At 45.1% G+C, this 23,411-nt stretch carries 20 protein-coding genes, 4 tRNA genes, 3 rRNA genes and 1 riboswitch; of the genes, 24 read left to right on the forward strand and 3 right to left on the reverse strand.

Going from position 1 to position 23,411, the window contains the following annotated elements; genetic code table 11:
• The first annotated feature begins 41 nt into the window (after positions 1 to 41).
• A complete protein-coding gene (locus NYE43_RS03195; RefSeq protein ID WP_216394943.1) occupies positions 42 to 608 on the forward strand; it encodes a YdhK family protein in 567 nt (188 codons plus the stop codon).
• A gap of 15 nt (positions 609 to 623) precedes the next feature.
• On the opposite strand, the gene pbuE is transcribed toward NYE43_RS03195, so the two are convergent.
• The gene (gene pbuE / locus NYE43_RS03200) at positions 624 to 1,790 is read right to left on the reverse strand and encodes a purine transporter PbuE (RefSeq protein WP_185848235.1); all 1,167 of its coding nucleotides are present in this window, start codon (positions 1,788 to 1,790) and stop codon (positions 624 to 626) included.
• Positions 1,791 to 1,844: 54 nt separating this feature from the next.
• Positions 1,845 to 1,944: riboswitch (purine riboswitch) on the reverse strand.
• 179 nt (positions 1,945 to 2,123) lie between these two features.
• On the opposite strand from pbuE, the gene NYE43_RS03205 reads away from it, so the two are divergent.
• The 8 genes from NYE43_RS03205 to NYE43_RS03240 all read left to right on the forward strand — a co-directional run bounded on the left by NYE43_RS03205 (position 2,124) and on the right by NYE43_RS03240 (position 9,376).
• Complete coding sequence (locus NYE43_RS03205; protein WP_024120394.1) at positions 2,124 to 2,435, forward strand: PTS sugar transporter subunit IIB; 312 nt, start codon at positions 2,124 to 2,126, stop codon at positions 2,433 to 2,435.
• On the forward strand, positions 2,435 to 2,767 hold the full coding sequence (locus NYE43_RS03210) for a PTS lactose/cellobiose transporter subunit IIA (RefSeq protein ID WP_024120395.1): 333 nt from the start codon (positions 2,435 to 2,437) through the stop codon (positions 2,765 to 2,767). Before NYE43_RS03205 ends, NYE43_RS03210 begins: the two co-directional genes overlap by 1 nt.
• 17 nt (positions 2,768 to 2,784) lie before the next feature.
• Positions 2,785 to 4,110: a PTS cellobiose transporter subunit IIC gene (celB, locus tag NYE43_RS03215; RefSeq protein ID WP_024120396.1), complete on the forward strand. Its 1,326-nt coding sequence runs from the start codon at positions 2,785 to 2,787 to the stop codon at positions 4,108 to 4,110.
• An 18-nt stretch (positions 4,111 to 4,128) separates the two neighbouring features.
• Positions 4,129 to 5,526 carry a glycoside hydrolase family 1 protein gene (locus NYE43_RS03220; protein WP_024120397.1) on the forward strand — a complete coding sequence of 466 codons (1,398 nt, stop codon included), beginning with the start codon at positions 4,129 to 4,131 and terminating at the stop codon, positions 5,524 to 5,526.
• 156 nt (positions 5,527 to 5,682) lie between these two features.
• Positions 5,683 to 6,396: a transcriptional regulator GmuR gene (gmuR, locus tag NYE43_RS03225; protein ID WP_024120398.1), complete on the forward strand. Its 714-nt coding sequence runs from the start codon at positions 5,683 to 5,685 to the stop codon at positions 6,394 to 6,396.
• Positions 6,397 to 6,424: 28 nt separating this feature from the next.
• Positions 6,425 to 7,324, forward strand: coding sequence for an ROK family protein (locus NYE43_RS03230; protein ID WP_216394942.1), 900 nt, complete (start codon positions 6,425 to 6,427; stop codon positions 7,322 to 7,324).
• Positions 7,321 to 8,271, forward strand: coding sequence for a mannose-6-phosphate isomerase, class I (manA, locus tag NYE43_RS03235; protein WP_216394941.1), 951 nt, complete (start codon positions 7,321 to 7,323; stop codon positions 8,269 to 8,271). Before NYE43_RS03230 ends, manA begins: the two co-directional genes overlap by 4 nt.
• A 16-nt stretch (positions 8,272 to 8,287) precedes the next feature.
• Positions 8,288 to 9,376, forward strand: coding sequence for a glycoside hydrolase family 26 protein (locus tag NYE43_RS03240; protein WP_341060865.1), 1,089 nt, complete (start codon positions 8,288 to 8,290; stop codon positions 9,374 to 9,376).
• A 57-nt stretch (positions 9,377 to 9,433) separates the two neighbouring features.
• On the opposite strand, the gene NYE43_RS03245 is transcribed toward NYE43_RS03240, so the two are convergent.
• A complete protein-coding gene (locus NYE43_RS03245) occupies positions 9,434 to 10,288 on the reverse strand; it encodes a manganese catalase family protein (RefSeq protein ID WP_216394940.1) in 855 nt (284 codons plus the stop codon).
• A 335-nt stretch (positions 10,289 to 10,623) separates the two neighbouring features.
• Here NYE43_RS03245 and NYE43_RS03250 point away from each other — a divergent pair.
• The 12 genes from NYE43_RS03250 (at position 10,624) to tsaD (ending at position 19,774) form a co-directional block, all read left to right on the forward strand.
• Positions 10,624 to 10,700: transfer RNA gene (locus NYE43_RS03250), tRNA-Arg, on the forward strand.
• 13 nt (positions 10,701 to 10,713) lie between these two features.
• Positions 10,714 to 10,787 (forward strand) — tRNA-Gly (locus NYE43_RS03255).
• Positions 10,788 to 10,955: 168 nt separating this feature from the next.
• A 16S ribosomal RNA gene (locus tag NYE43_RS03260) occupies positions 10,956 to 12,505 on the forward strand.
• Positions 12,506 to 12,674: 169 nt separating this feature from the next.
• Positions 12,675 to 15,602: ribosomal RNA gene (locus tag NYE43_RS03265) — 23S ribosomal RNA — on the forward strand.
• Positions 15,603 to 15,655: 53 nt separating this feature from the next.
• A 5S ribosomal RNA gene (gene rrf / locus NYE43_RS03270) occupies positions 15,656 to 15,771 on the forward strand.
• Together the 16S, 23S and 5S rRNA genes with 4 tRNA genes alongside form the textbook arrangement of a ribosomal RNA operon.
• Before the next feature lie 22 nt (positions 15,772 to 15,793).
• Positions 15,794 to 15,870 (forward strand) — tRNA-Met (locus tag NYE43_RS03275).
• Between the two features lie 9 nt (positions 15,871 to 15,879).
• Positions 15,880 to 15,956: transfer RNA gene (locus tag NYE43_RS03280), tRNA-Asp, on the forward strand.
• Positions 15,957 to 16,137: 181 nt separating this feature from the next.
• On the forward strand, positions 16,138 to 17,115 hold the full coding sequence (gene thiL / locus NYE43_RS03285) for a thiamine-phosphate kinase (protein WP_198097604.1): 978 nt from the start codon (positions 16,138 to 16,140) through the stop codon (positions 17,113 to 17,115).
• Between the two features lie 14 nt (positions 17,116 to 17,129).
• A complete protein-coding gene (gene tsaE / locus NYE43_RS03290) occupies positions 17,130 to 17,606 on the forward strand; it encodes a tRNA (adenosine(37)-N6)-threonylcarbamoyltransferase complex ATPase subunit type 1 TsaE (RefSeq protein WP_095714311.1) in 477 nt (158 codons plus the stop codon).
• Positions 17,587 to 18,276: a tRNA (adenosine(37)-N6)-threonylcarbamoyltransferase complex dimerization subunit type 1 TsaB gene (gene tsaB / locus NYE43_RS03295; RefSeq protein ID WP_095714312.1), complete on the forward strand. Its 690-nt coding sequence runs from the start codon at positions 17,587 to 17,589 to the stop codon at positions 18,274 to 18,276. The genes tsaE and tsaB overlap by 20 nt, the downstream gene beginning before the upstream one ends.
• Positions 18,277 to 18,285: 9 nt before the next feature.
• Positions 18,286 to 18,741: a ribosomal protein S18-alanine N-acetyltransferase gene (gene rimI, locus NYE43_RS03300; RefSeq protein WP_095714313.1), complete on the forward strand. Its 456-nt coding sequence runs from the start codon at positions 18,286 to 18,288 to the stop codon at positions 18,739 to 18,741.
• Positions 18,734 to 19,774: a tRNA (adenosine(37)-N6)-threonylcarbamoyltransferase complex transferase subunit TsaD gene (gene tsaD, locus NYE43_RS03305; RefSeq protein ID WP_059335927.1), complete on the forward strand. Its 1,041-nt coding sequence runs from the start codon at positions 18,734 to 18,736 to the stop codon at positions 19,772 to 19,774. Before rimI ends, tsaD begins: the two co-directional genes overlap by 8 nt.
• Before the next feature lie 226 nt (positions 19,775 to 20,000).
• Here the strand turns inward: tsaD and NYE43_RS03310 are convergent, their stop codons facing one another.
• Positions 20,001 to 21,929 (reverse strand): ABC-F family ATP-binding cassette domain-containing protein, encoded by a 1,929-nt coding sequence (locus NYE43_RS03310; RefSeq protein WP_024120408.1) that lies wholly within the window; start codon positions 21,927 to 21,929, stop codon positions 20,001 to 20,003.
• A gap of 126 nt (positions 21,930 to 22,055) precedes the next feature.
• On the opposite strand from NYE43_RS03310, the gene moaC reads away from it, so the two are divergent.
• Genes moaC through tatAY form a run of 3 tightly spaced genes read left to right on the forward strand, consistent with a single transcriptional unit; the run spans position 22,056 to position 23,407 of the window.
• Positions 22,056 to 22,568 (forward strand): cyclic pyranopterin monophosphate synthase MoaC, encoded by a 513-nt coding sequence (gene moaC, locus NYE43_RS03315; protein ID WP_010333208.1) that lies wholly within the window; start codon positions 22,056 to 22,058, stop codon positions 22,566 to 22,568.
• On the forward strand, positions 22,565 to 23,212 hold the full coding sequence (locus tag NYE43_RS03320) for a redox-sensing transcriptional repressor Rex (protein ID WP_010333209.1): 648 nt from the start codon (positions 22,565 to 22,567) through the stop codon (positions 23,210 to 23,212). Before moaC ends, NYE43_RS03320 begins: the two co-directional genes overlap by 4 nt.
• A gap of 21 nt (positions 23,213 to 23,233) precedes the next feature.
• Complete coding sequence (gene tatAY / locus NYE43_RS03325; RefSeq protein WP_010333210.1) at positions 23,234 to 23,407, forward strand: sec-independent protein translocase protein TatAY; 174 nt, start codon at positions 23,234 to 23,236, stop codon at positions 23,405 to 23,407.
• Positions 23,408 to 23,411 lie beyond the last annotated feature (4 nt).

Here is a 23,411-nt window from a genome sequence, read left to right on the forward strand (position 1 = left end):
GATTACATTCACACCAAAAAATGAAGCAAAGGAGAATGAACATGAAGATTTCGAAAAAGGCACTTGGAATTTTATTGATGTCACTTATTTTTGTTTTATCAGCATGCGGCAATAGCGATAGCAAAAAAGAAAGCACTCATGAAAGTCATTCGGACTCCGGCTCACACGAAGAAATGGATCATTCCGGATCTGCTGAAGTTCCAGAGGGATTAACGGAATCGAAACATCCTAAATATAAGATAGGCAGCCAGGTCATCATCAATGCTTCTCATATGAAAGGTATGAAGGGCGCCGAAGCAACAGTTACAGGCGCATACGATACTACGGCATATGTTGTTTCTTATACACCGACAACCGGAGGACAGCGAGTTGATCATCACAAATGGGTGATCCAAGAAGAGATAAAAGATGCAGGAGATAAACCCCTCAACCCCGGAGATCAGGCGATCTTAGAGGCCTCTCACATGAAAGGCATGAAGGGAGCAACTGCTGAAATCGACTCTGCAGAAAAAACAACGGTATACATGGTGGACTATACATCGAAAACAAGCGGAGAAAAAGTGAAAAACCACAAATGGGTCACCGAAGATGAGCTTTCAGCTAAATAATAAAAAATCCTCCTTTTACAAGGAGGATTTTTTTGCTGTCTGAACAGGTCTTGTTAAAGAAATTAGAGCAAACAGGACAGCGATGATCACAATCGACCCGCCGCACCATGCTGTTGACACCACAGTACCCGTCTGATCCAAAACAACACCGCCAATGGCTGAGCCAAGGGCAATTCCGACTTGGAGGGCCGACGTGTTAAAGCTTTGCTGAATGTCAGACGAATCAGGTGCAATTTCAATTAAATAGCTTTGCTGAGCCGGGGCGAGGCTCCAGCTCAGAAGACCCCAAATCACCATAACAGGCAAAAAGAAAATCATAGACGATGTAGACAGCGGCAGTAAGAACATAATGATGGCAAAGGAACCGGTCACCAGCAAAATGCTCTTAAAGGAACCGAGCCGGTCAGAAAGCGCTCCTCCAAAAGGACCTCCGCATACAGCAGATATTCCGAAAAGGAAATAGCAAATGCTGACCCAGAAAGAGCTCAGGTGAAGAGTCTCTTCTAAAAACGGCGCAAAGTAAGCGTAAAGCGTGTAATGGCCAGCTAATGTAAACATCGTGACGAGGTGTGAACTCGCGATTTTCAGATTACCGACTGTCTTGAGTTGTTCCCGGAAAGGAATCATTTTCTCCGCTGGTATTCTTTCAAAGAAGATTGAAATAATCAGCATGGAGATCAGCGCCAACAGGCCGATGCCAAGGAACAAAATGCGCCATCCGAAGGAATTACTGATCAATATGCCAAGCGGCACACCTAATGCGATGGCAGAACTGAATCCCATAAAAATGATGCCGATTGCGCGGGCTCTGTATTCAGGCGCCACAATTTTCGGCGCAATTGTCAAGGAAAGGACCACAATCAGTCCTGTGCTCATCGCCGCCAATACCCTTGATACCATCAGCATCGCAAAGTTAGGGCTGAAATAGGCGACAAGGTTACTTAAAAAGAAAACAAATAACGCAATTAAATATAAACGCTTCCGTTCAACCCTCGCGGTCATTGCCAAAAGCAGCGGCCCTGAAACAGCATATCCCAGCGCAAACACACTGATCAGCTGTCCGGCCGAAACAATGGAAATGTGTAAATCATTTGCGATTTGAGGAAGAATCCCACCCACAATTAACTCAACCAATCCGACTGCAATCGTAGAAGCTGCAAGCAGAAAAACTTTAAAATTCATAACAAACTCCTTTACATAAATTTTTTGACAAATAAAAAAATCCTGATTACAAAAAAAGTGATACACAATTTTTGTAATCAGGATTTTACGGTTCCTGGTAGACACCCTCAATCCATATTATTGAGGTTATACAAGTAAAAATAGCTATTTAATTGATTTAGTTTCCGAGGATGAGTTTAACATATTGTGAGCGAATCTTCCATAGAAAATTTTGATAAATAGTTGAACTGAAAAAATATGAGTATATTTATTTTTACAAAAGTATAGACAATTAAAATTAAATGACTATAATAAATTTTGTAAGCGTTTTAAATAAAAGAGGGGGGTCATCCATTGAAGAAAATTTTACTGGCGTGCAGTTCGGGAATGTCCACCAGTTTGTTGGTGACAAAAATGAAAGAATACGCGCAATCCATCGGAGAGGAAGCGGAGATCTGGGCAGTCGGCCAGGATAAAGCGAAAGAAGATATGCAAAAGGCAGATGCGGTTTTAATCGGCCCGCAAATGAGCTTTCTGAAAAGCGAACTGCAAAAAGAAGCCGACCAATACAACATTCGGGTTGAGGTCATTGACATGATGGCTTACGGAATGGCTGATGGCAAAAAAGCTTATGAACAGGCTTTGTCATTAATGGGGCAACAATGATGGAGCAGATAAAAATCACCGATTTAACAGACGAACAAATCAGCTTTCAGCTTATTCTCCACAGCGGCAATGCCCGCAGCTGCATCATTCAATCACTGCGCGCCTACAAGGAAGGAAACAGGGGGGAGGCAGATGCCCTTATTGCCCAGGCTGAGGATGCTCTATCTGCAGCCCATGACATTCACTTTCAAATGATACAGAAAGAATCAAGCGGCGAGGCAGCCAATTTCTCATTGCTGCTTATGCACGCGGAAGATCATCTGATGTCAACATTGACTATGAAAGAATTGGTAAAAGAGCTGCTTGGCATCTTTAAAACAAAGAATATATAAAAATCGGGGTGGATAGGGTGTTCGAGAAAATCAGCCAGTTCCTTGTTCCAATTGCAGGGAGGTTAAATAATAACCGTTATTTGCAGGTGTTGCGCGATGCGTTTATGCTGGCCTTCCCGCTTACGATATTCGGGTCCATTTTTGTGGTGTTAACGAACCTGCCGTTTTTAAATAAAATCATGAATGCTTCAATGCTCACATCGTTTCAGTCCAATTTTGGCATTGCGTCTACGGCGACCATGGGGATTATGTCTGTCTTCGTCGTGTTTGGTATAGGCTATTATCTCTCAAAAAGCTATCAGGTTGAAGCTGTGTTTGGCGGTGCGATCGCTTTGGTTTCCTTTTTGCTGCTGACGCCTTTTATCGTTCAGCCGGAAACAGGAGATGCCATAACCGGAGTCATTCCGGTAGACCGCCTCGGTGCCAAAGGAATGTTTCTGGGTATGATCACGGCATTTCTTTCTGGTGAAATCTACAGAAGAATCGTTCAAAAAAATCTGACGATCAAAATGCCTGCCGGGGTTCCGCCGGCTGTAGCAAAATCATTTGCCGCACTTATTCCGGCTTTTATCACACTGACTGTGTTTTTGCTGATTAACGTTCTGGTCACCCAGCTTTTCAAAACCAACATGCATGATGTCATTTATCATGCGATTCAGGCTCCGCTTGTCGGACTTGGAAGCGGTATCATTCCGACGCTGATTGCTGTATTTTTTATTCAAATTCTTTGGTTTTTCGGATTGCATGGGCAAATCATTATCAACTCTGTGATGGACCCGATTTGGAATACACTTCAGGTGGAAAACCTGGCAGCCTACACAGCGGGGAAAGAAGTGCCGCACATCATCTCAAAACCGTTTATGGAGATTTATACAGTGGGGATGGGCGGAACCGGGATGACGCTGGCGATTGTATTTACGATTCTTATATTCATGAAAAGCAGGCAGATGAAGCAAGTATCAAAACTCGGCCTTGCTCCAGGGATTTTTAACGTAAACGAACCGATTATCTTCGGACTTCCGATTGTGATGAATCCAATCATTATCGTGCCTTGGGTGCTGGCACCGATGGTTGTTACGCTCGTCACCTATCTGGCCATGTCAGCAGGGCTCGTTCCGCCGCCGACCGGTGTGACGGTGCCGTGGACGGTTCCATTATTCATTAATGGCATTATGGCGACGAACTCAATCATGGGTGGCGTCATGCAGCTTGTTAATCTATTAATTGTCTTCGTGATATGGTTTCCGTTCCTAAAAGCAATGGATAAATTAAATCTCGCAAAAGAAAAAGAACAGGCTGTTCAGGAAACAGCACAGCAAAATGATAACAGCATCAAAATGTGACATAAGGAGAGAGAGAACTTGACTCAAACAGAACAGTATCGTTTTCCGAAAGATTTTTGGTGGGGATCATCCGCTTCAGCGACACAAACGGAGGGTGCCTCCGATCGAGACGGAAAAGGGAAGAATATTTGGGATTACTGGTTTGAAAAAGAGCCTCATCGCTTTTTTGATCATGTAGGGCCTGCATCCACATCGCAATTTTACGATAACTATAAAGAGGATATCAGGCTGATGAAGGAGCTTGGCCACAACTCGTTCCGTATGTCGATTTCATGGTCACGTTTAATACCGGGCGGAACAGGCGAGATCAACCCTAAAGCAGCGGACTTTTATAACAGCGTCATTGATGAGTTCATAGCTAATGGAATTGAACCCTTTGTCAATTTGTTTCATTTCGATATGCCGATGGAACTTCAAAACATCGGCGGCTGGGCAAACAGAGAAACGGTGGATGCTTATGAAAACTATGCGGGAACGTGCTTTCGTTTGTTTGGCGATCGCGTGAAAAAATGGTTCACGCATAACGAGCCGATCGTACCGGTAGAAGGCGGATATTTATATGATTTTCATTATCCGAACAAGGTAGATTTTAAAGAAGCCGTTCAAGTCGGGTTTCACACCATGTTATCGAGCGCCCGGGCCATTCGGACTTACAGAGAGATGAAGCAGGATGGAAAAATCGGCATCATCTTAAATTTAACCCCATCCTATCCGAGAAGCAGCCACCCGGCGGATGTAAAAGCGGGTGAAATAGCAGATGCGTTCTTTAACCGATCTTTTTTAGACCCTTCTGTAAAAGGCGAGTTTCCAAAAGAACTCATAGACATTTTAAAAACTGAAGGCTTTATGCCTGAATATGAGAAAGAGGATCTTGAGATCATTAAACAGCATACGGTTGACTTATTAGGTGTGAATTATTATCAGCCGAGACGTGTAAAAGCCAAAGAGCACCTGCCAAATCCGGATGCGCCGTTTTTGCCTGACAGGTATTTCGATCCTTACGTCATGCCGGGCCGCAAAATGAATCCTCACCGAGGCTGGGAGATTTACGAAAAAGGCGTTTATGATATCCTGATCAATTTAAAAGAAAATTACGGGAATATCGAGTGCTTTATTTCTGAAAACGGCATGGGGGTTGAAGGGGAAGAGCGTTTCAGAGACGAGCAGGGTATGATTCAAGATGACTATCGAATTGAATTTATCAAAGAGCACTTAAAATGGATTCACCGCGCTATACAGGAAGGATCAAACGTAAAAGGCTATCACTTATGGACGTTTATGGACAATTGGTCATGGACAAACGCTTATAAAAACCGATACGGATTTGTTTCAGTCAATCTGAAGAAAGACGGAGAAAGAACCGTCAAAAAGAGCGGAAAATGGTTCAAAAAGCTTGCTGAGAAAAATGGTTTTTAGGTTGCTATAGCTAAAAGGTCTTCCGGCGGTCAAAATTCCTAACAGAAACAACAAATAGCCATAACATTGATGAAACAGGGAAAAGAACTTATGATATCCGTAAAGAAGTTTATTCGATATCAAAATTTTTACTTTTACAGCTGCCGGAGGATACCAATGAATAAATACGAAATCATTGCAAATGAAATGAGAAAACGAATCAAAAATAATGTATATCCCATCGATCAGCCGATTCCCGATGAAGTATCTCTTGCAAAAGAGTTCAATTCAAGCCGCATGACGATGAAAAGAGCTCTAGATAATTTAGTTGCTGAAGGACTGTTATTCAGAAAACGCGGTCACGGAACCTTTATCATCCAATCTGCGATACAGGATGAACATGTCCATGTCGTCAGCAATGAAATCCTCGGACTGACCAATTTGTTAAAAGACAAAAAAATCAAAAGCAAGGTCATTCAGTTCGAGGTGCAATTTCCCACTGAGGAAGTGGCTGCCCATTTATCAATTGATCAGAAAACGCCGGTTTATTATGTTGTACGGCTGCGGATTGTGGAAGGCGAGCCATATGTATTGGAAAAAACATATATGCCGACACACTTAATACCCGGTATTAATGATGAGGTGCTGCACCACTCTATTTATGAACACATTACAAACGGGCTTCAGCTAAAGATTGCCGGAACGCACCGGAAAATCAGAGCCTGTAAATCTGATGAGATGGATCAGCAGCATCTGGGCTGCAAACAGGATGATCCCATTCTTGAAGTTGAGCACGTGGGCTTTTTAGATAACGGTATTCCATTTGAATATTCCTTTTCACGTCATCGGCATGACAAATTTGTCGTCACTTCGGTAAATGTAAGGCGCTGATCGCGGAGATAACAAGGAGGCCATCTGCATGCTTGGCGGTATTGAAGCAGGCGGCACAAAATTTGTATGTGCCGTCGGAACAGAAGATGGAACGATCATTGACAGAATAGAGATACCAACAGCGATGCCGGATGAAACGATAGAGAAAGTCATTCAATATTTTCGCCAATTCTCGCTACAGGCAATCGGCATCGGCTCCTTTGGTCCCGTTGATTTAGATGTAAACAGTAAAACATATGGAACCATTACTGCCACGCCTAAACCAGGCTGGAGGCACTATCCATTCTTGAAAACAATAAAAGAAGAAATGAATATTCCTGTCGGATTCAGTACGGATGTAAACGCTGCGGCGCTCGGTGAATCTCTTTTCGGCGCAGCTAAAGACTTCGACAGCTGCTTATATATCACGGTCGGCACTGGCATTGGTGCAGGCGCGATTATAGAAGGGCGGCTTCTGCAAGGATTATCACATCCTGAAATGGGCCATATCTATATTCGCCGCCATCCGGATGACACGTATCAAGGAAAGTGCCCTTATCATAAGGATTGCTTCGAAGGTCTGGCTTCCGGTCCTGCTATAGAGTCACGATGGGGAAAAAAGGCCGCAGATTTATCACATGTTAATGAGGTCTGGGAACTTGAAGGATATTACATTGCGCAGGCGCTGGCACAATATATCCTCATCCTGGCACCAAAAAAAATGATTCTTGGCGGCGGCGTCATGAATCAGAGTCAGCTGTTCCCTTATATATATCAATATGTCCCTAAAATAATGAACAGCTACTTTAATTTTTCTGAATTATCAGAAAGTATAAATGAGTATATTGTAGCTCCCCATTTAGGCAGAAATGCCGGAATCATCGGAACGTTTGTTTTAGCCGATCAGGCATTAAAAGCAGAAGAAGCATCTGGGGAGGTTCCATCATGAAGCATCCTTTATTTTTAGAGCCGATTTTTAAAGAAAGGATATGGGGCGGCACAGCGCTTCGTGATAGATTCGGCTATAGCATCCCTTCAGAAAAAACTGGTGAATGCTGGGCTGTCTCGGCCCATGCCAATGGATCATCGACTGTTCAAAATGGCCGGTTGGCAGGAAAAACCCTAGATCAAGTGTGGAAAGAATGCCCGGAGTTTTTCGGCTTTCCTCAAAGAAGCGTGTTTCCATTACTGGTGAAAGTACTTGATGCCAACATGGACCTCTCTGTACAAGTGCATCCTGATGATCATTATGCCATTGTGCACGAAAACGGAGACCTCGGAAAAACAGAGTGCTGGTATATTATTGATTGCAAAGAAGGGGCAGAACTGATTTTGGGACATCACGCAAGCACGAAGGAAGAATTCAAACAGCTTATAGAAAGCGGTGACTGGAACGGGCTGCTTAGGCGCATCAACATAAAGCCAGGAGATTTCTTTTATGTTCCAAGCGGCACGCTGCATGCATTGTGTGAGGGCACCCTCGTCCTTGAAATTCAGCAAAATTCTGATACCACATATCGAGTATACGATTATGATCGCTGTAATGACCATGGCCAAAAAAGGGATCTCCATATAGAAAAAGCGATGGAAGTCGTAAACATACCGCATGCGGATTCTGAACCAATACCGGCGGTGAAAGAAATGAAGGATGCCGTGATTACGTCTTATGTTCAGTCAGATTATTTCTCAGTTTACAAATGGAATGTCAGCGGCAAGCCGGTTTTTCCTTCTCCTCAAACCTATTTGCTATGCAGTGTTGTCGAAGGCTCAGGGATAATAGAAAACAACGGTGTGCAGTATGAATGCAATAAAGGCTCACACTTTATTTTGCCTGCCCATTTTGGCGAGTTTTCAATAGAAGGAACTTGCGAGCTGGTCATATCTCATCCTTCATAAGAACGGAGGAATTTCTGTGTTAAAGAAACCTATCATCTGTTTGTTCATCTTATTTTTATTTGCGCCTGCCGTTTTGGCTGAGCCGATCCAAGCACATACTGTGTCACCTGTTAATCCTAAAGCACAGCAGACAACAAAAGATCTGATGAATTGGCTCGCTCACCTGCCGAATCGTTCTGAAAACAGAGTGCTTTCCGGTGCGTTTGGCTTTTACAGTCATGACACATTCTCCATGGCCGAAGCAGAAAGAATCCGAAGCTCAGCCGGACAATCACCTGCCATTTACGGCTGTGATTACGCGAGGGGATGGCTTGAAACCTCAAACATTGAAGATTCTATAGACGTAAGCTGCAACAGTGATTTAATTTCGTATTGGAAAAGCGGAGGGATTCCGCAGATCAGTCTGCATCTAGCGAATCCTGCTTATCAGTCAGGACACTATAAAACACCGATTACCAACGATCAGTATAAAAAACTGTTAGACTCTTCTACAACAGAGGGGAAGCGGCTGAACGCCATGCTCAGCAAAATTGCTGACGGACTTCAAGAGCTGGAAAAGCAAGGCGTGCCCGTTCTGTTCAGGCCGCTGCATGAGATGAACGGCGAGTGGTTTTGGTGGGGTCTTACGTCATATAATCAAAAGGATGATGAAAGAATCTACTTATATAAACAGCTCTACATCAAAATCTATCATTATATGACTGACGAAAGAGGATTGGATCATTTATTGTGGGTTTACTCTCCCGACGCTAATCGAGATTTTAAAACAGATTTTTACCCTGGAGCTTCATACGTAGATATAGTTGGGTTAGATGCATACTTTCAAGATCCATATTCGATAAGCGGATACGACCAGCTGACAGCACTTAATAAACCATTTGCCTTCACAGAAGTTGGTCCGCAAACAGCAAACGGCAGCTTTGATTACAGCCTGTTTATGAGTGCGATAAAACAAAAATACCCTAAAACCACTTATTTTCTGGCCTGGAATGATGAATGGAGCCCGGCTGTGAACAGAGGCGCTTCTGCTCTCTACAATGATAGCTGGACATTAAATAAGGGAGAAGTATGGAACGGTGATACGCTAACACCTATAGTTGAATAAAAAACGTTTTACATTAATAAAAGGTTCTCAAGGATATCCTTGAGAACCTTTTGCTCATCAGGCGTTCATATCCCCTAAGCCGGGACTATGTTCATTCGGCATGTGCGGAAGAACCGGAACAGGAAATCCAGCCGGAGGTTCAGTTACTTGCAGCTCGCCGCCATTTCTGCTTGGAGATTTCCCTTGAAAGATCTCTGCAATTCTTGTTTCATCTAATCTGAAATTAAACTGTACATTATGGTAGCCTAATTCAACATACTTTCTGCACTCTGGATATTTATTAATGTCGTAATTCGGAACTGGAAAAAGCTTAGCCCAGTCAACACCCAAAGTCTCAAGCGCTTTAGCGAAAGCATTTTGATGAGCATTGTCACGAACAATAAGAAAAGCGAGTGTTTCCCGGAACGTCTGATTAGAGCTCATTTCATAAATTCTTGTTTTTTGGAGAACGCCAGTAGACTCAAGCAACAAGTTATCCAACAGGTCAGTGATTAAGTTTCCGTGATTATACACCCAGGATGCGTTCCAAGGATTGCCGCCCGCATCAACCGGGAGTGAACTCTGTGCGCCAATAATGTAATGATGAGGGTTAGCATGTTTAACTGCTTCATCAAGGGGGGCGTGGTCTATACCCTGGCTGCCGACTCCAGCACCGCCTGATTCATCCAATAAAGCATTGATTGTATTTTGCACAAGCTCTACATGGGCAATTTCTTCTAAGAAGATACCGCGCAGCAAATCACGATATTGTTTCTGCTTTCCTCTGAAATTGGAGCTTTGAAAGAAATATTGCATCATTGTACGCATTTCTCCGTAATGTCCGCCTAATATTTCCTGCAGTACTTTAGCTGCGGCCGGATCTGGCTTATCGGGTTTAATGATATTGATTAGTTCTTCTTTGTAGTAAAACATAACACGCCTCTTTTCTTATTTATTTTGTTTTTTATATCATCTGTACAATCAGATAAACTATACGGACTAACCAACAGCTGAAAAGAAAATGAGAAAAATGAAACAAAAACATAGAAAAGTGTTGACCGATAAAAAAACACATGGTATATTATTAAACGTCGCTGATGAACAGCACAGAACAAAATGAAAAACAAAAAAGTTTTTCGAAGGTGTTTACAAACACTTCAGAATGTGTATAATAGATAAAGTCGAATCAAAAAGATTTGAAAAAACATTCGAAAAAACATCTTGACTTTAACATCAATTAATAGTATGATAGTTAAGTCGCTCGATAAGCGCCCGTAGCTCAATTGGATAGAGCGTTTGACTACGGATCAAAAGGTTAGGGGTTCGACTCCTCTCGGGCGCGCCAATATAATATACATGCGGGTGTAGTTTAGTGGTAAAACCTCAGCCTTCCAAGCTGATGTCGTGAGTTCGATTCTCATCACCCGCTCCATTATTTCTTGAATGATCTTTGAAAACTAAACAAGACAAAACGTACCTGTTAATTCAAGTTTTATTATAAATCGCACAGCGATGTGCGTAGTCAGTCAAACTGAGGTCTGCACGATGCAGATCACGCAGATGTTGCCACAGGATGTGGTGAACTTAATCTGCGATCCATTTATCGGAGAGTTTGATCCTGGCTCAGGACGAACGCTGGCGGCGTGCCTAATACATGCAAGTCGAGCGGACAGATGGGAGCTTGCTCCCTGATGTTAGCGGCGGACGGGTGAGTAACACGTGGGTAACCTGCCTGTAAGACTGGGATAACTCCGGGAAACCGGGGCTAATACCGGATGCTTGTTTGAACCGCATGGTTCAAACATAAAAGGTGGCTTCGGCTACCACTTACAGATGGACCCGCGGCGCATTAGCTAGTTGGTGAGGTAACGGCTCACCAAGGCAACGATGCGTAGCCGACCTGAGAGGGTGATCGGCCACACTGGGACTGAGACACGGCCCAGACTCCTACGGGAGGCAGCAGTAGGGAATCTTCCGCAATGGACGAAAGTCTGACGGAGCAACGCCGCGTGAGTGATGAAGGTTTTCGGATCGTAAAGCTCTGTTGTTAGGGAAGAACAAGTACCGTTCGAATAGGGCGGTACCTTGACGGTACCTAACCAGAAAGCCACGGCTAACTACGTGCCAGCAGCCGCGGTAATACGTAGGTGGCAAGCGTTGTCCGGAATTATTGGGCGTAAAGGGCTCGCAGGCGGTTCCTTAAGTCTGATGTGAAAGCCCCCGGCTCAACCGGGGAGGGTCATTGGAAACTGGGGAACTTGAGTGCAGAAGAGGAGAGTGGAATTCCACGTGTAGCGGTGAAATGCGTAGAGATGTGGAGGAACACCAGTGGCGAAGGCGACTCTCTGGTCTGTAACTGACGCTGAGGAGCGAAAGCGTGGGGAGCGAACAGGATTAGATACCCTGGTAGTCCACGCCGTAAACGATGAGTGCTAAGTGTTAGGGGGTTTCCGCCCCTTAGTGCTGCAGCTAACGCATTAAGCACTCCGCCTGGGGAGTACGGTCGCAAGACTGAAACTCAAAGGAATTGACGGGGGCCCGCACAAGCGGTGGAGCATGTGGTTTAATTCGAAGCAACGCGAAGAACCTTACCAGGTCTTGACATCCTCTGACAATCCTAGAGATAGGACGTCCCCTTCGGGGGCAGAGTGACAGGTGGTGCATGGTTGTCGTCAGCTCGTGTCGTGAGATGTTGGGTTAAGTCCCGCAACGAGCGCAACCCTTGATCTTAGTTGCCAGCATTCAGTTGGGCACTCTAAGGTGACTGCCGGTGACAAACCGGAGGAAGGTGGGGATGACGTCAAATCATCATGCCCCTTATGACCTGGGCTACACACGTGCTACAATGGACAGAACAAAGGGCAGCGAAACCGCGAGGTTAAGCCAATCCCACAAATCTGTTCTCAGTTCGGATCGCAGTCTGCAACTCGACTGCGTGAAGCTGGAATCGCTAGTAATCGCGGATCAGCATGCCGCGGTGAATACGTTCCCGGGCCTTGTACACACCGCCCGTCACACCACGAGAGTTTGTAACACCCGAAGTCGGTGAGGTAACCTTTATGGAGCCAGCCGCCGAAGGTGGGACAGATGATTGGGGTGAAGTCGTAACAAGGTAGCCGTATCGGAAGGTGCGGCTGGATCACCTCCTTTCTAAGGATATTTACGGAATATAAGACCTTGGGTCTTATAAACAGAACGTTCCCTGTCTTGTTTAGTTTTGAAGGATCATTCCTTCGAAACGTGTTCTTTGAAAACTAGATAACAGTAGACATCACATTCAATTAGTAACACAAGATATCACATAGTGATTCTTTTTAACGGTTAAGTTAGAAAGGGCGCACGGTGGATGCCTTGGCACTAGGAGCCGATGAAGGACGGGACGAACACCGATATGCTTCGGGGAGCTGTAAGCAAGCTTTGATCCGGAGATTTCCGAATGGGGAAACCCACCACTCGTAATGGAGTGGTATCCATATCTGAATTCATAGGATATGAGAAGGCAGACCCGGGGAACTGAAACATCTAAGTACCCGGAGGAAGAGAAAGCAAATGCGATTCCCTGAGTAGCGGCGAGCGAAACGGGATTAGCCCAAACCAAGAGGCTTGCCTCTTGGGGTTGTAGGACACTCTATACGGAGTTACAAAGGAACGAGGTAGATGAAGAGGTCTGGAAAGGCCCGCCATAGGAGGTAACAGCCCTGTAGTCAAAACTTCGTTCTCTCCAGAGTGGATCCTGAGTACGGCGGAACACGTGAAATTCCGTCGGAATCCGGGAGGACCATCTCCCAAGGCTAAATACTCCCTAGTGACCGATAGTGAACCAGTACCGTGAGGGAAAGGTGAAAAGCACCCCGGAAGGGGAGTGAAAGAGATCCTGAAACCGTGTGCCTACAAGTAGTCAGAGCCCGTTAACGGGTGATGGCGTGCCTTTTGTAGAATGAACCGGCGAGTTACGATCCCGTGCAAGGTTAAGCAGAAGATGCGGAGCCGCAGCGAAAGCGAGTCTGAATAGGGCGCATGAGTACGTGGTCGTAGACCCGAAACCAGGTGATCTACCCATGTCCAGGGTGAAGTTCAGGTAACACTGAATGGAGGCCCGAACCCACGCACGTTGAAAAGTGCGGGGATGAGGTGTGGGTAGGGGTGAAATGCCAATCGAACCTGGAGATAGCTGGTTCTCTCCGAAATAGCTTTAGGGCTAGCCTCAAGGTAAGAGTCTTGGAGGTAGAGCACTGATTGGACTAGGGGCCCCTACCGGGTTACCGAATTCAGTCAAACTCCGAATGCCAATGACTTATCCTTGGGAGTCAGACTGCGAGTGATAAGATCCGTAGTCGAAAGGGAAACAGCCCAGACCGCCAGCTAAGGTCCCAAAGTATACGTTAAGTGGAAAAGGATGTGGAGTTGCTTAGACAACCAGGATGTTGGCTTAGAAGCAGCCACCATTTAAAGAGTGCGTAATAGCTCACTGGTCGAGTGACTCTGCGCCGAAAATGTACCGGGGCTAAACGTATCACCGAAGCTGCGGACTGTTCTTCGAACAGTGGTAGGAGAGCGTTCTAAGGGCTGTGAAGCCAGACCGGAAGGACTGGTGGAGCGCTTAGAAGTGAGAATGCCGGTATGAGTAGCGAAAGAGGGGTGAGAATCCCCTCCACCGAATGCCTAAGGTTTCCTGAGGAAGGCTCGTCCGCTCAGGGTTAGTCGGGACCTAAGCCGAGGCCGAAAGGCGTAGGCGATGGACAACAGGTTGATATTCCTGTACCACCTCCTCACCATTTGAGCAATGGGGGGACGCAGGAGGATAGGGTAAGCGCGGTATTGGATATCCGCGTCCAAGCAGTTAGGCTGGGAAATAGGCAAATCCGTTTCCCATAAGGCTGAGCTGTGATGGCGAGCGAAATATAGTAGCGAAGTTCCTGATTCCACACTGCCAAGAAAAGCCTCTAGCGAGGTGAGAGGTGCCCGTACCGCAAACCGACACAGGTAGGCGAGGAGAGAATCCTAAGGTGATCGAGAGAACTCTCGTTAAGGAACTCGGCAAAATGACCCCGTAACTTCGGGAGAAGGGGTGCTCTGTTAGGGTGCAAGCCCGAGAGAGCCGCAGTGAATAGGCCCAGGCGACTGTTTAGCAAAAACACAGGTCTCTGCGAAGCCGTAAGGCGAAGTATAGGGGCTGACGCCTGCCCGGTGCTGGAAGGTTAAGAGGAGCGCTTAGCGTAAGCGAAGGTGCGAATTGAAGCCCCAGTAAACGGCGGCCGTAACTATAACGGTCCTAAGGTAGCGAAATTCCTTGTCGGGTAAGTTCCGACCCGCACGAAAGGCGCAACGATCTGGGCACTGTCTCAACGAGAGACTCGGTGAAATTATAGTACCTGTGAAGATGCAGGTTACCCGCGACAGGACGGAAAGACCCCGTGGAGCTTTACTGCAGCCTGATATTGAATGTTGGTACAGCTTGTACAGGATAGGTAGGAGCCTTGGAAACCGGAGCGCCAGCTTCGGTGGAGGCATCGGTGGGATACTACCCTGGCTGTATTGACCTTCTAACCCGCCGCCCTTATCGGGCGGGGAGACAGTGTCAGGTGGGCAGTTTGACTGGGGCGGTCGCCTCCTAAAAGGTAACGGAGGCGCCCAAAGGTTCCCTCAGAATGGTTGGAAATCATTCGCAGAGTGTAAAGGCACAAGGGAGCTTGACTGCGAGACCTACAAGTCGAGCAGGGACGAAAGTCGGGCTTAGTGATCCGGTGGTTCCGCATGGAAGGGCCATCGCTCAACGGATAAAAGCTACCCCGGGGATAACAGGCTTATCTCCCCCAAGAGTCCACATCGACGGGGAGGTTTGGCACCTCGATGTCGGCTCATCGCATCCTGGGGCTGTAGTCGGTCCCAAGGGTTGGGCTGTTCGCCCATTAAAGCGGTACGCGAGCTGGGTTCAGAACGTCGTGAGACAGTTCGGTCCCTATCCGTCGCGGGCGCAGGAAATTTGAGAGGAGCTGTCCTTAGTACGAGAGGACCGGGATGGACGCACCGCTGGTGTACCAGTTGTTCTGCCAAGGGCATCGCTGGGTAGCTATGTGCGGACGGGATAAGTGCTGAAAGCATCTAAGCATGAAGCCCCCCTCAAGATGAGATTTCCCATTCCGCAAGGAAGTAAGATCCCTGAAAGATGATCAGGTTGATAGGTCTGAGGTGGAAGTGTGGCGACACATGGAGCTGACAGATACTAATCGATCGAGGACTTAACCTAATTTCTAATGATGTCACACCTGTTATCTAGTTTTGAGAGAACACTCTCAATTGTTTGGTGGCGATAGCGAAGAGGTCACACCCGTTCCCATGCCGAACACGGAAGTTAAGCTCTTCAGCGCCGATGGTAGTCGGGGGTTTCCCCCTGTGAGAGTAGGACGCCGCCAAGCAGTTTTATCATAATTATATCGTCGCGGGGTGGAGCAGTTCGGTAGCTCGTCGGGCTCATAACCCGAAGGTCGCAGGTTCAAATCCTGCCCCCGCAACCAAATTAAAATGGTCCGGTAGTTCAGTTGGTTAGAATGCCTGCCTGTCACGCAGGAGGTCGCGGGTTCGAGTCCCGTCCGGACCGCCATTTATTGTAAACGAAACGATCATGTTTTCGTTTTTTTTTGTGTTTTCTTTTATTACATCTTTTGCTTGGTATGATAGCCAAGCTTTCTTTATATCGGCAACATCTTGGATATTTCACCATAATCCGATACACTAGATACAGTACATATAAAACATAATCAGACCAAAAGGAGGTTTGGTTAATGGATGAGTTTGATTTAATTAATAGTATTACTCCGCGAACCATTCACCATTCTTCCGTTGATGTAGGAATTGGAGACGATGCGGCTCTTTACACAGCGAAAAACGGTGTGCAGGAAATTGTCTGTGTCGATACAATGGTAGAGGACGTGCATTTTAAATTGAGCTATTCTTCGCCGGAGGACATTGGATATAAGGCGTTGGCTATAAATATAAGTGATATTGCCGCAATGGGAGGTATTCCTAAGTTTTATTTAGTGTCTCTTGCGGTGCCTTCAAAATGGACGGCATCAGAAATCAAGGAAATGTATGAAGGAATGAATGAACTGGCGAAACTATACTGTATGGACCTGATTGGCGGTGATACAGTTTCTACTAACGATAAACTAGTCGTCACAGTGACTGTGATTGGGGAAGTTGAAAAGGGACGTGCCTGTTTGCGCAGTTTGGCAAAGCCGAATGATATTGTCTTTGTCACTGGTGAAATCGGTTCTTCTGCCGCTGGACTTTCATTGCTGCTAAAAGAGTCCTCTCATCCGGAAACATCATTTGAAACAGATCACTTTATCAATAGGCATAAACGGCCTCACCCAAGAGTGAGTGTTGGCAGACTATGCTCGAACGCTCAGCGTGTGGCTCTTAATGATATTAGTGACGGATTGGCAAGTGAATTGCATGAAATTGCTGAATCCAGCTCTGTTTCAATAGAAATTGACGAGAGCCTTCTTCCAGTTCATCCGGACTTGCCTAAGTTAAATTCCCAATGGAAGGAATGGGCTTTGTTTGGCGGAGAGGATTTTGAGCTGACTGGGACGATCTCAAAGGAAGACTGGGAAGTGTTACAGCAGGAGTGCAGCAGACTTCAACTGCCAATTAAAAAGATTGGATGTGTCCGTGAAAAGACAGAATCCAATGTCGTATTAAAGACAGATGAAGAAACAATGACTTTAGAGAAAAAAGGATATAATCATTTTAAATAAGACGGGTGACTCGTGTGAAGCAATTAAAATGGAGAACTGTAAATCCTGAAGAAACAAAAGCGATTGCTAAGCTGACTGCATCGTTTTCAAAGCCTGGGGACGTCCTGACATTAGAGGGCGATTTAGGAACTGGGAAAACAACCTTTACAAAAGGTTTTGCTGAAGGACTCGGAATTACACGTGTTGTAAACAGTCCGACGTTTACGATCATAAAAGAATATAACGATGGTTCACTTCCTCTTTATCATATGGATGTATACAGAATGGAAGACGAGAGTGAAGACTTAGGACTTGATGAATATTTTCATGGACAAGGTGTCTGCTTAGTGGAATGGGCACATTTAATTGAAGAGCAGCTTCCGCAGGAGCGACTGCAAATTGCCATTAAAAGAGCTGGTGATGATGAAAGAGAGATCACCTTTACAGCTGTGGGGAATCGGTATGAAATGCTTTGTGAGGAGATAAGTAGACATGACAATATTAGCAATTGATACATCGAATTATACTTTAGGCATAGCGCTGCTTCGGGACAACACTGTCATAGCAGAATACATGACATATTTAAAAAAGAATCACTCTGTGAGAGCGATGCCTGCTGTTCATTCTTTGCTGAATGATTGTGATACAACCCCGCAGGATCTTTCTAAAATTGTTGTCGCAAAAGGTCCTGGCTCGTACACAGGGGTGAGAATCGGTGTAACCATTGCCAAAACACTTGCCTGGTCTTTAAACATTCCGATTTCTGCTGTTTCAAGTCTTGAAGCGCTCGCGGCAAATGGACGTCACTTTGACGGTCTGATCAGCCCTATATTTGATGCGAGACGCGGACAGGTGTATACAGGTCTTTATGAATATAAAAACGGGCTTTTAGAACAGGCTGTGCCGGATCAAAATGTGATGCTGACAGAGTGGCTGGAGATGCTAAAAGAGAAAGATCGCCCTGTTTTGTTTTTAGGAAATGATACATCCATACACAAGGAGACGATACTGGATGTATTAGGAACAAAAGGAATCATAGGGTCTGCGGTTCAGCATAATCCCCGCCCTTCAGAATTGGCTTACTTGGGTGCGGATAGGGAAGCTGCTGATATTCACGGGCTTGTGCCGGATTATTTGCGGCTTGCAGAAGCTGAAGCGAAATGGATTGAAAGTCAAAAGTAGGGTGATAGGATGAAAACAAAAGCAGCAGTCAGAAAAATGCAGCTTGATGATGTTGATCACGTATACGAAATTGAAACATCCTCCTTTACGTCTCCCTGGACGAAGGATTCGTTTTATCATGAATTGCTTGAAAATCCGTATGCCCACTATCTCGTGATTGAAAAGGACGATTGTATCGCGGGTTATTGCGGGATTTGGATTGTGATGGACGACGCCCAAATCACAAATATAGCGATTAAACCAGAGTATAGGGGCCAGTCTTTAGGAGAAGCACTTTTTCGTTCAGCTCTCGAGCTTTGTAAAGAAAAAGAGGCGAGGCGGCTTTCGCTTGAAGTGAGGGTTTCCAATCACCCTGCTCAAAGTTTATATAAAAAGTTCGGGATGCAGCCCGGCGGAATAAGAAAGAACTATTATACTGATAACGGGGAAGATGCGTTAATTATGTGGGTGATGATAAATGAATGAGCAAAAAGATCTTTATATATTAGGAATCGAAACGAGCTGCGATGAAACGGCAGCAGCTATTGTAAAAAACGGAACAGAAATCGTCTCGAACGTTGTGGCCTCTCAAATTGAAAGCCATAAACGATTCGGAGGGGTTGTGCCGGAAATAGCATCAAGACATCATGTGGAGCAAATCACTTTAGTGATCGAAGAGGCTTTCCGTAAAGCAGACATGACATATCGTGACATAGATGCGATTGCAGTTACTGAAGGCCCGGGATTGGTGGGAGCACTGCTAATCGGGGTAAACGCCGCTAAAGCATTGAGCTTTGCGCATCATATTCCGTTAGTTGGAGTCCATCATATAGCGGGCCATATATACGCAAACCGTTTAGTAGAAGAGATTGTTTTTCCAGCGCTTGCATTGGTCGTTTCCGGCGGCCATACGGAATTGGTTTATATGAAAGAACACGGTTCATTTGAAGTAATCGGGGAAACACTCGATGATGCAGCAGGGGAAGCTTATGACAAAGTGGCGAGAACAATGGGTCTCCCGTATCCAGGCGGACCGCAGATTGACAAGCTTGCGGAATCAGGGAATGACACTATTCCTCTGCCTCGCGCATGGCTTGAAGAAGGCTCTTATAATTTCAGCTTCAGCGGGCTGAAATCAGCTGTGATCAATACGCTTCATAACGCGGCTCAAAAAGGACAGGAAATTGCGCCGGAAGATCTTTCTGCCAGTTTTCAGAATAGCGTCATTGATGTCTTAGTGACAAAAACGGCACGCGCTGCAAAAGAATATGGTGTCAAACAGGTTCTTTTGGCCGGCGGAGTAGCTGCAAACAGAGGACTCAGAGCTGCGTTACAGAAGGAATTTTCCCAGCATGAGGGGACGGCGCTCATCATTCCTCCGCTATCCTTATGTACGGATAATGCTGCAATGATTGCTGCGGCCGGTACAATTGCTTTTGAAAAAGGGATTCGCGGATCATATGATATGAATGGCCAGCCTGGTCTTGAACTGACTTCTTACCAGGGTCTCACGACATAATGGCGTGAGGCTTTTTTATTGTTATTAACAGATAATTCTCAATTTATCCACATATCTGTGAGCAATTATAGAGATATAGATGGATAAAGGGGTTGAGAGGCTGTTAATAAAGTGGATAAATTCAGAATATTTTGTGGATACTGTGTATAAACCGCTTTCTTCGTTTGCTTATAAGGCTATTTTCTGTGGATAAAAAGCACCTCTAAAAAAGAGGTGCTTGACTTTTTTAATCTTCTTCTGTGGATAGTTCTTCCCATTCTGATAATAGGTTTTCCAATTCTTGATTGAGTTTCTCGTTGTCAGCGTGGATGGCTTGTACCTTTTCGTGGTCCTGATATACTTCCGGATCACAAAGTAATTCATCATTGTGACTGATTTTTTCTTCTATGGTTTGAACTGTCGTTTCAATTTCTTCTATGCGTCTGAGTCGTTGTCGTTCTTTCTTTTTCCATTCTTTTTCTTCCTCATAAGAACGTTTAGAGTCGGATTTCATTGCAGCCGTGGCTTTTTCAGTTTCCTCTTGCTGTTTCATTTTCTCCAATTCCAGCTGCTGTGTTTTTTTCTCTGTATAATAATCGTAATCTCCGAGATATTCTTCAATATGGTTTGGAGAAAGCTCATATACCCTTGTTGCGATTCTGTTAATAAAATATCTGTCATGTGAGACAAATAACAATGTGCCTGGATAATCGATCAAGGCGTTTTCGAGAACTTCTTTGCTGTCTAAGTCTAGATGGTTCGTCGGCTCATCAAGAATGAGAAAGTTAGCTTTTTGCAGCATCAGCTTTGCCAGGGCCACTCTTGCTTTTTCGCCCCCGCTTAGGGAATGGACGGGTTTAAGCACATCATCCCCGGAGAATAAGAAATTTCCGAGGCACGTTCTGATTTCTTTCTCTTGAAGCTCCGGATACTCGTCCCACAGCTCATCAATGACGCGTTTAGAGGAAGTCAGCTCAGCCTGTTCCTGGTCATAGTAACCGACACTGACATTTGAACCGTACGCTATTGTTCCTTGATCCGGCTTCAATGTGTTTATTAATGTTTTCAGCAGGGTTGATTTTCCGATTCCGTTGGGACCTACAAGAGCGGCGCTTTCTCCTCTTGTAAGCCTAAACGACACATCTGTCAGAAGCGGAGGCTGGTTTTCATAGCTTATGGTCAGATCCTGAACCCGCAGGACCTCGTTCCCGCTCTGTTTTGTAATATTGAAATGAAAATTTGCTGATTTTTCGTCGCCGAGCGGTTTTGACATGACGTCCATCCGTTCAAGCTGTTTCCGGCGGCTTTGTGCTCTTTTTGTCGTTGAGGCTCTCGCCAGATTTCGGTCTACAAAGTCCTGCAGCTTGGCGATTTCATCCTGCTGTTTTTCATACAGCTTAAGATCCTTTTCATATTGGGCAGCTTTTTGGTCTAGATAAGCGCTGTAGTTGCCGTGATACTTTTTGCTTTCTGATCTTGATACCTCGTACACCTGGTTCACCACTTTGTCCAAAAAGTAGCGGTCGTGAGAAACAATCAGAATCGCGCCTGAATAGCCTTGTAAATAATGTTCAAGCCATGTCAGCGTATCAATGTCCAGATGGTTGGTCGGCTCATCTAGAATGAGAAGATCAGGCTGTGTTAACAGAAGCTTACCCAAGGCCAGTCTTGTTTTCTGACCTCCGCTCAGGCTTTGCACCTGTGTTGAATCGTCAAAATGGCTGAAGCCGAGACCGTGCAGCACAGATCTGACATCTGCTTCATACTGATAGCCGCCTTTATCTTTAAATTCCTGCTGAAGACGGTCGTAGGTTTTCATGATGCTTTCCAGTTCACTTGGGTCAGCTGCCGCCATTTTTTCTTCTATGTTTCGCATTTCTTTTTCCATTGCTTTTAAGTGATCAAAAACAGTCAGCAGCTCTTCTTTTATGGTAAGCTTAGAATCCAAGCCGGTATGCTGGGCCAAATAGCCCATTGTGATATCTTTCGGCTTGATCATTTCACCCTTTTCATATGAAAGGTGACCTGCGATAATTTTAAGGAGTGTAGATTTCCCCGCGCCGTTTCTTCCTACAATTGCGACGCGATCACGGTTTCTGACTTCCAGCTTTATATTGTTTAAAATAGTATCAGCACCAAATGATTTGGAAAGCTGATTAATTTGTAAGATCATCATATTATTTCACCTCTGCTATAATAAGTTAAGTGTAGCTTATGAACCAGAACTCAGCAAACAATACATTGGCCGAATAAGACATAGAGAAGAAAATAGTGTATGATCTGTTTAAGGAGAGTTTTTACTATGAATGGATTTTCTCATTTTAATGAACAGGGCAGAGCCCAGATGGTGGATATCAGCGAAAAATCTTCGACTGTCCGTACTGCGGCGGCTGTATCAAGCGTACACATGAAGAGTGAAGTGTACGAGAAAATAAAAAGCCATGATATCGGCAAAGGAGATGTACTTGCTGTCGCTCAGGTGGCGGGTATTATGGCTGCGAAACAAACATCAAATATCATCCCGATGTGCCATCCGCTATCCTTGAGCGGGGTCGATATTTCGTTTGACTGGAAAATAAAAGAAACAGAAGTTATACTTCATATAAAAGCACAGGTCAAAACGAAAGGGAGTACAGGTGTGGAAATGGAAGCGCTAACTTCTGCATCGGTGTGTGCCCTTACTGTTTACGATATGTGCAAGGCGCTTGATAAGGGGATGGTCATCGGTCCTACCTGCTTGCTGGAAAAGACAGGCGGGAAAAACGGTGACTTTAAAAGAGAACTATCCGAGTATAATTTGGAGGACCAAAAATGAATAAGGATCAATCAAAAATTCCGCAGGCGACGGCAAAACGGCTGCCGCTTTATTATCGCTTTTTAAAGAATCTGCATGCGTCTGGAAAACAGCGTGTATCATCCGCTGAACTCAGCGATGCCGTAAAGGTTGATTCTGCCACGATTCGCAGGGATTTTTCCTATTTTGGAGCTCTTGGCAAAAAAGGATACGGATATAATGTCGATTATTTGCTGTCATTTTTCCGAAAAACGCTGGATCAGGATGAAATGACAGACGTTATCCTGATTGGTGTCGGAAACTTAGGAACAGCGTTTCTTCACTATAATTTCACAAAAAATAATAACACAAAAATTTCTATGGCTTTTGATATAAATGAGAGTAAAATAGGAACTGAGGTAGGCGGTGTGCCCGTCTTTAACCTCGATGATCTTGAAAAGCATGTAAAAGGCGAATCAGTTGCCATTTTGACAGTGCCCGCAGTTGCGGCCCAATCGATTACCGACAGATTGGTTGCGTTAGGGATCAAGGGTATTCTTAATTTTACGCCGGCCCGTTTGAATGTGCCGGAACACATTCGAATTCATCATATAGATTTAGCTGTAGAGCTTCAGTCACTGGTTTATTTCTTGAAGCATTATTCTGTTTTAGAGGAAATCGAGTAACCGGAAAGGAGGAGCCCAAATATGCCGATCGGTCCTGGAAGCCTTGCTGTTATCGCAATCGTTGCTCTGATTATCTTTGGCCCCAAAAAGCTGCCTGAGTTGGGAAAAGCGGCTGGAGACACACTTCGTGAATTCAAAAACGCTACTAAAGGATTAGCGAGTGATGATGAGGAAAAAAAGAAAGAGAATCAGTAAGTTA

This window comes from Bacillus sp. FSL R5-0434, from assembly GCF_038004745.1.
Classification (GTDB): Bacteria; Bacillota; Bacilli; order Bacillales; family Bacillaceae; genus Bacillus; species Bacillus halotolerans.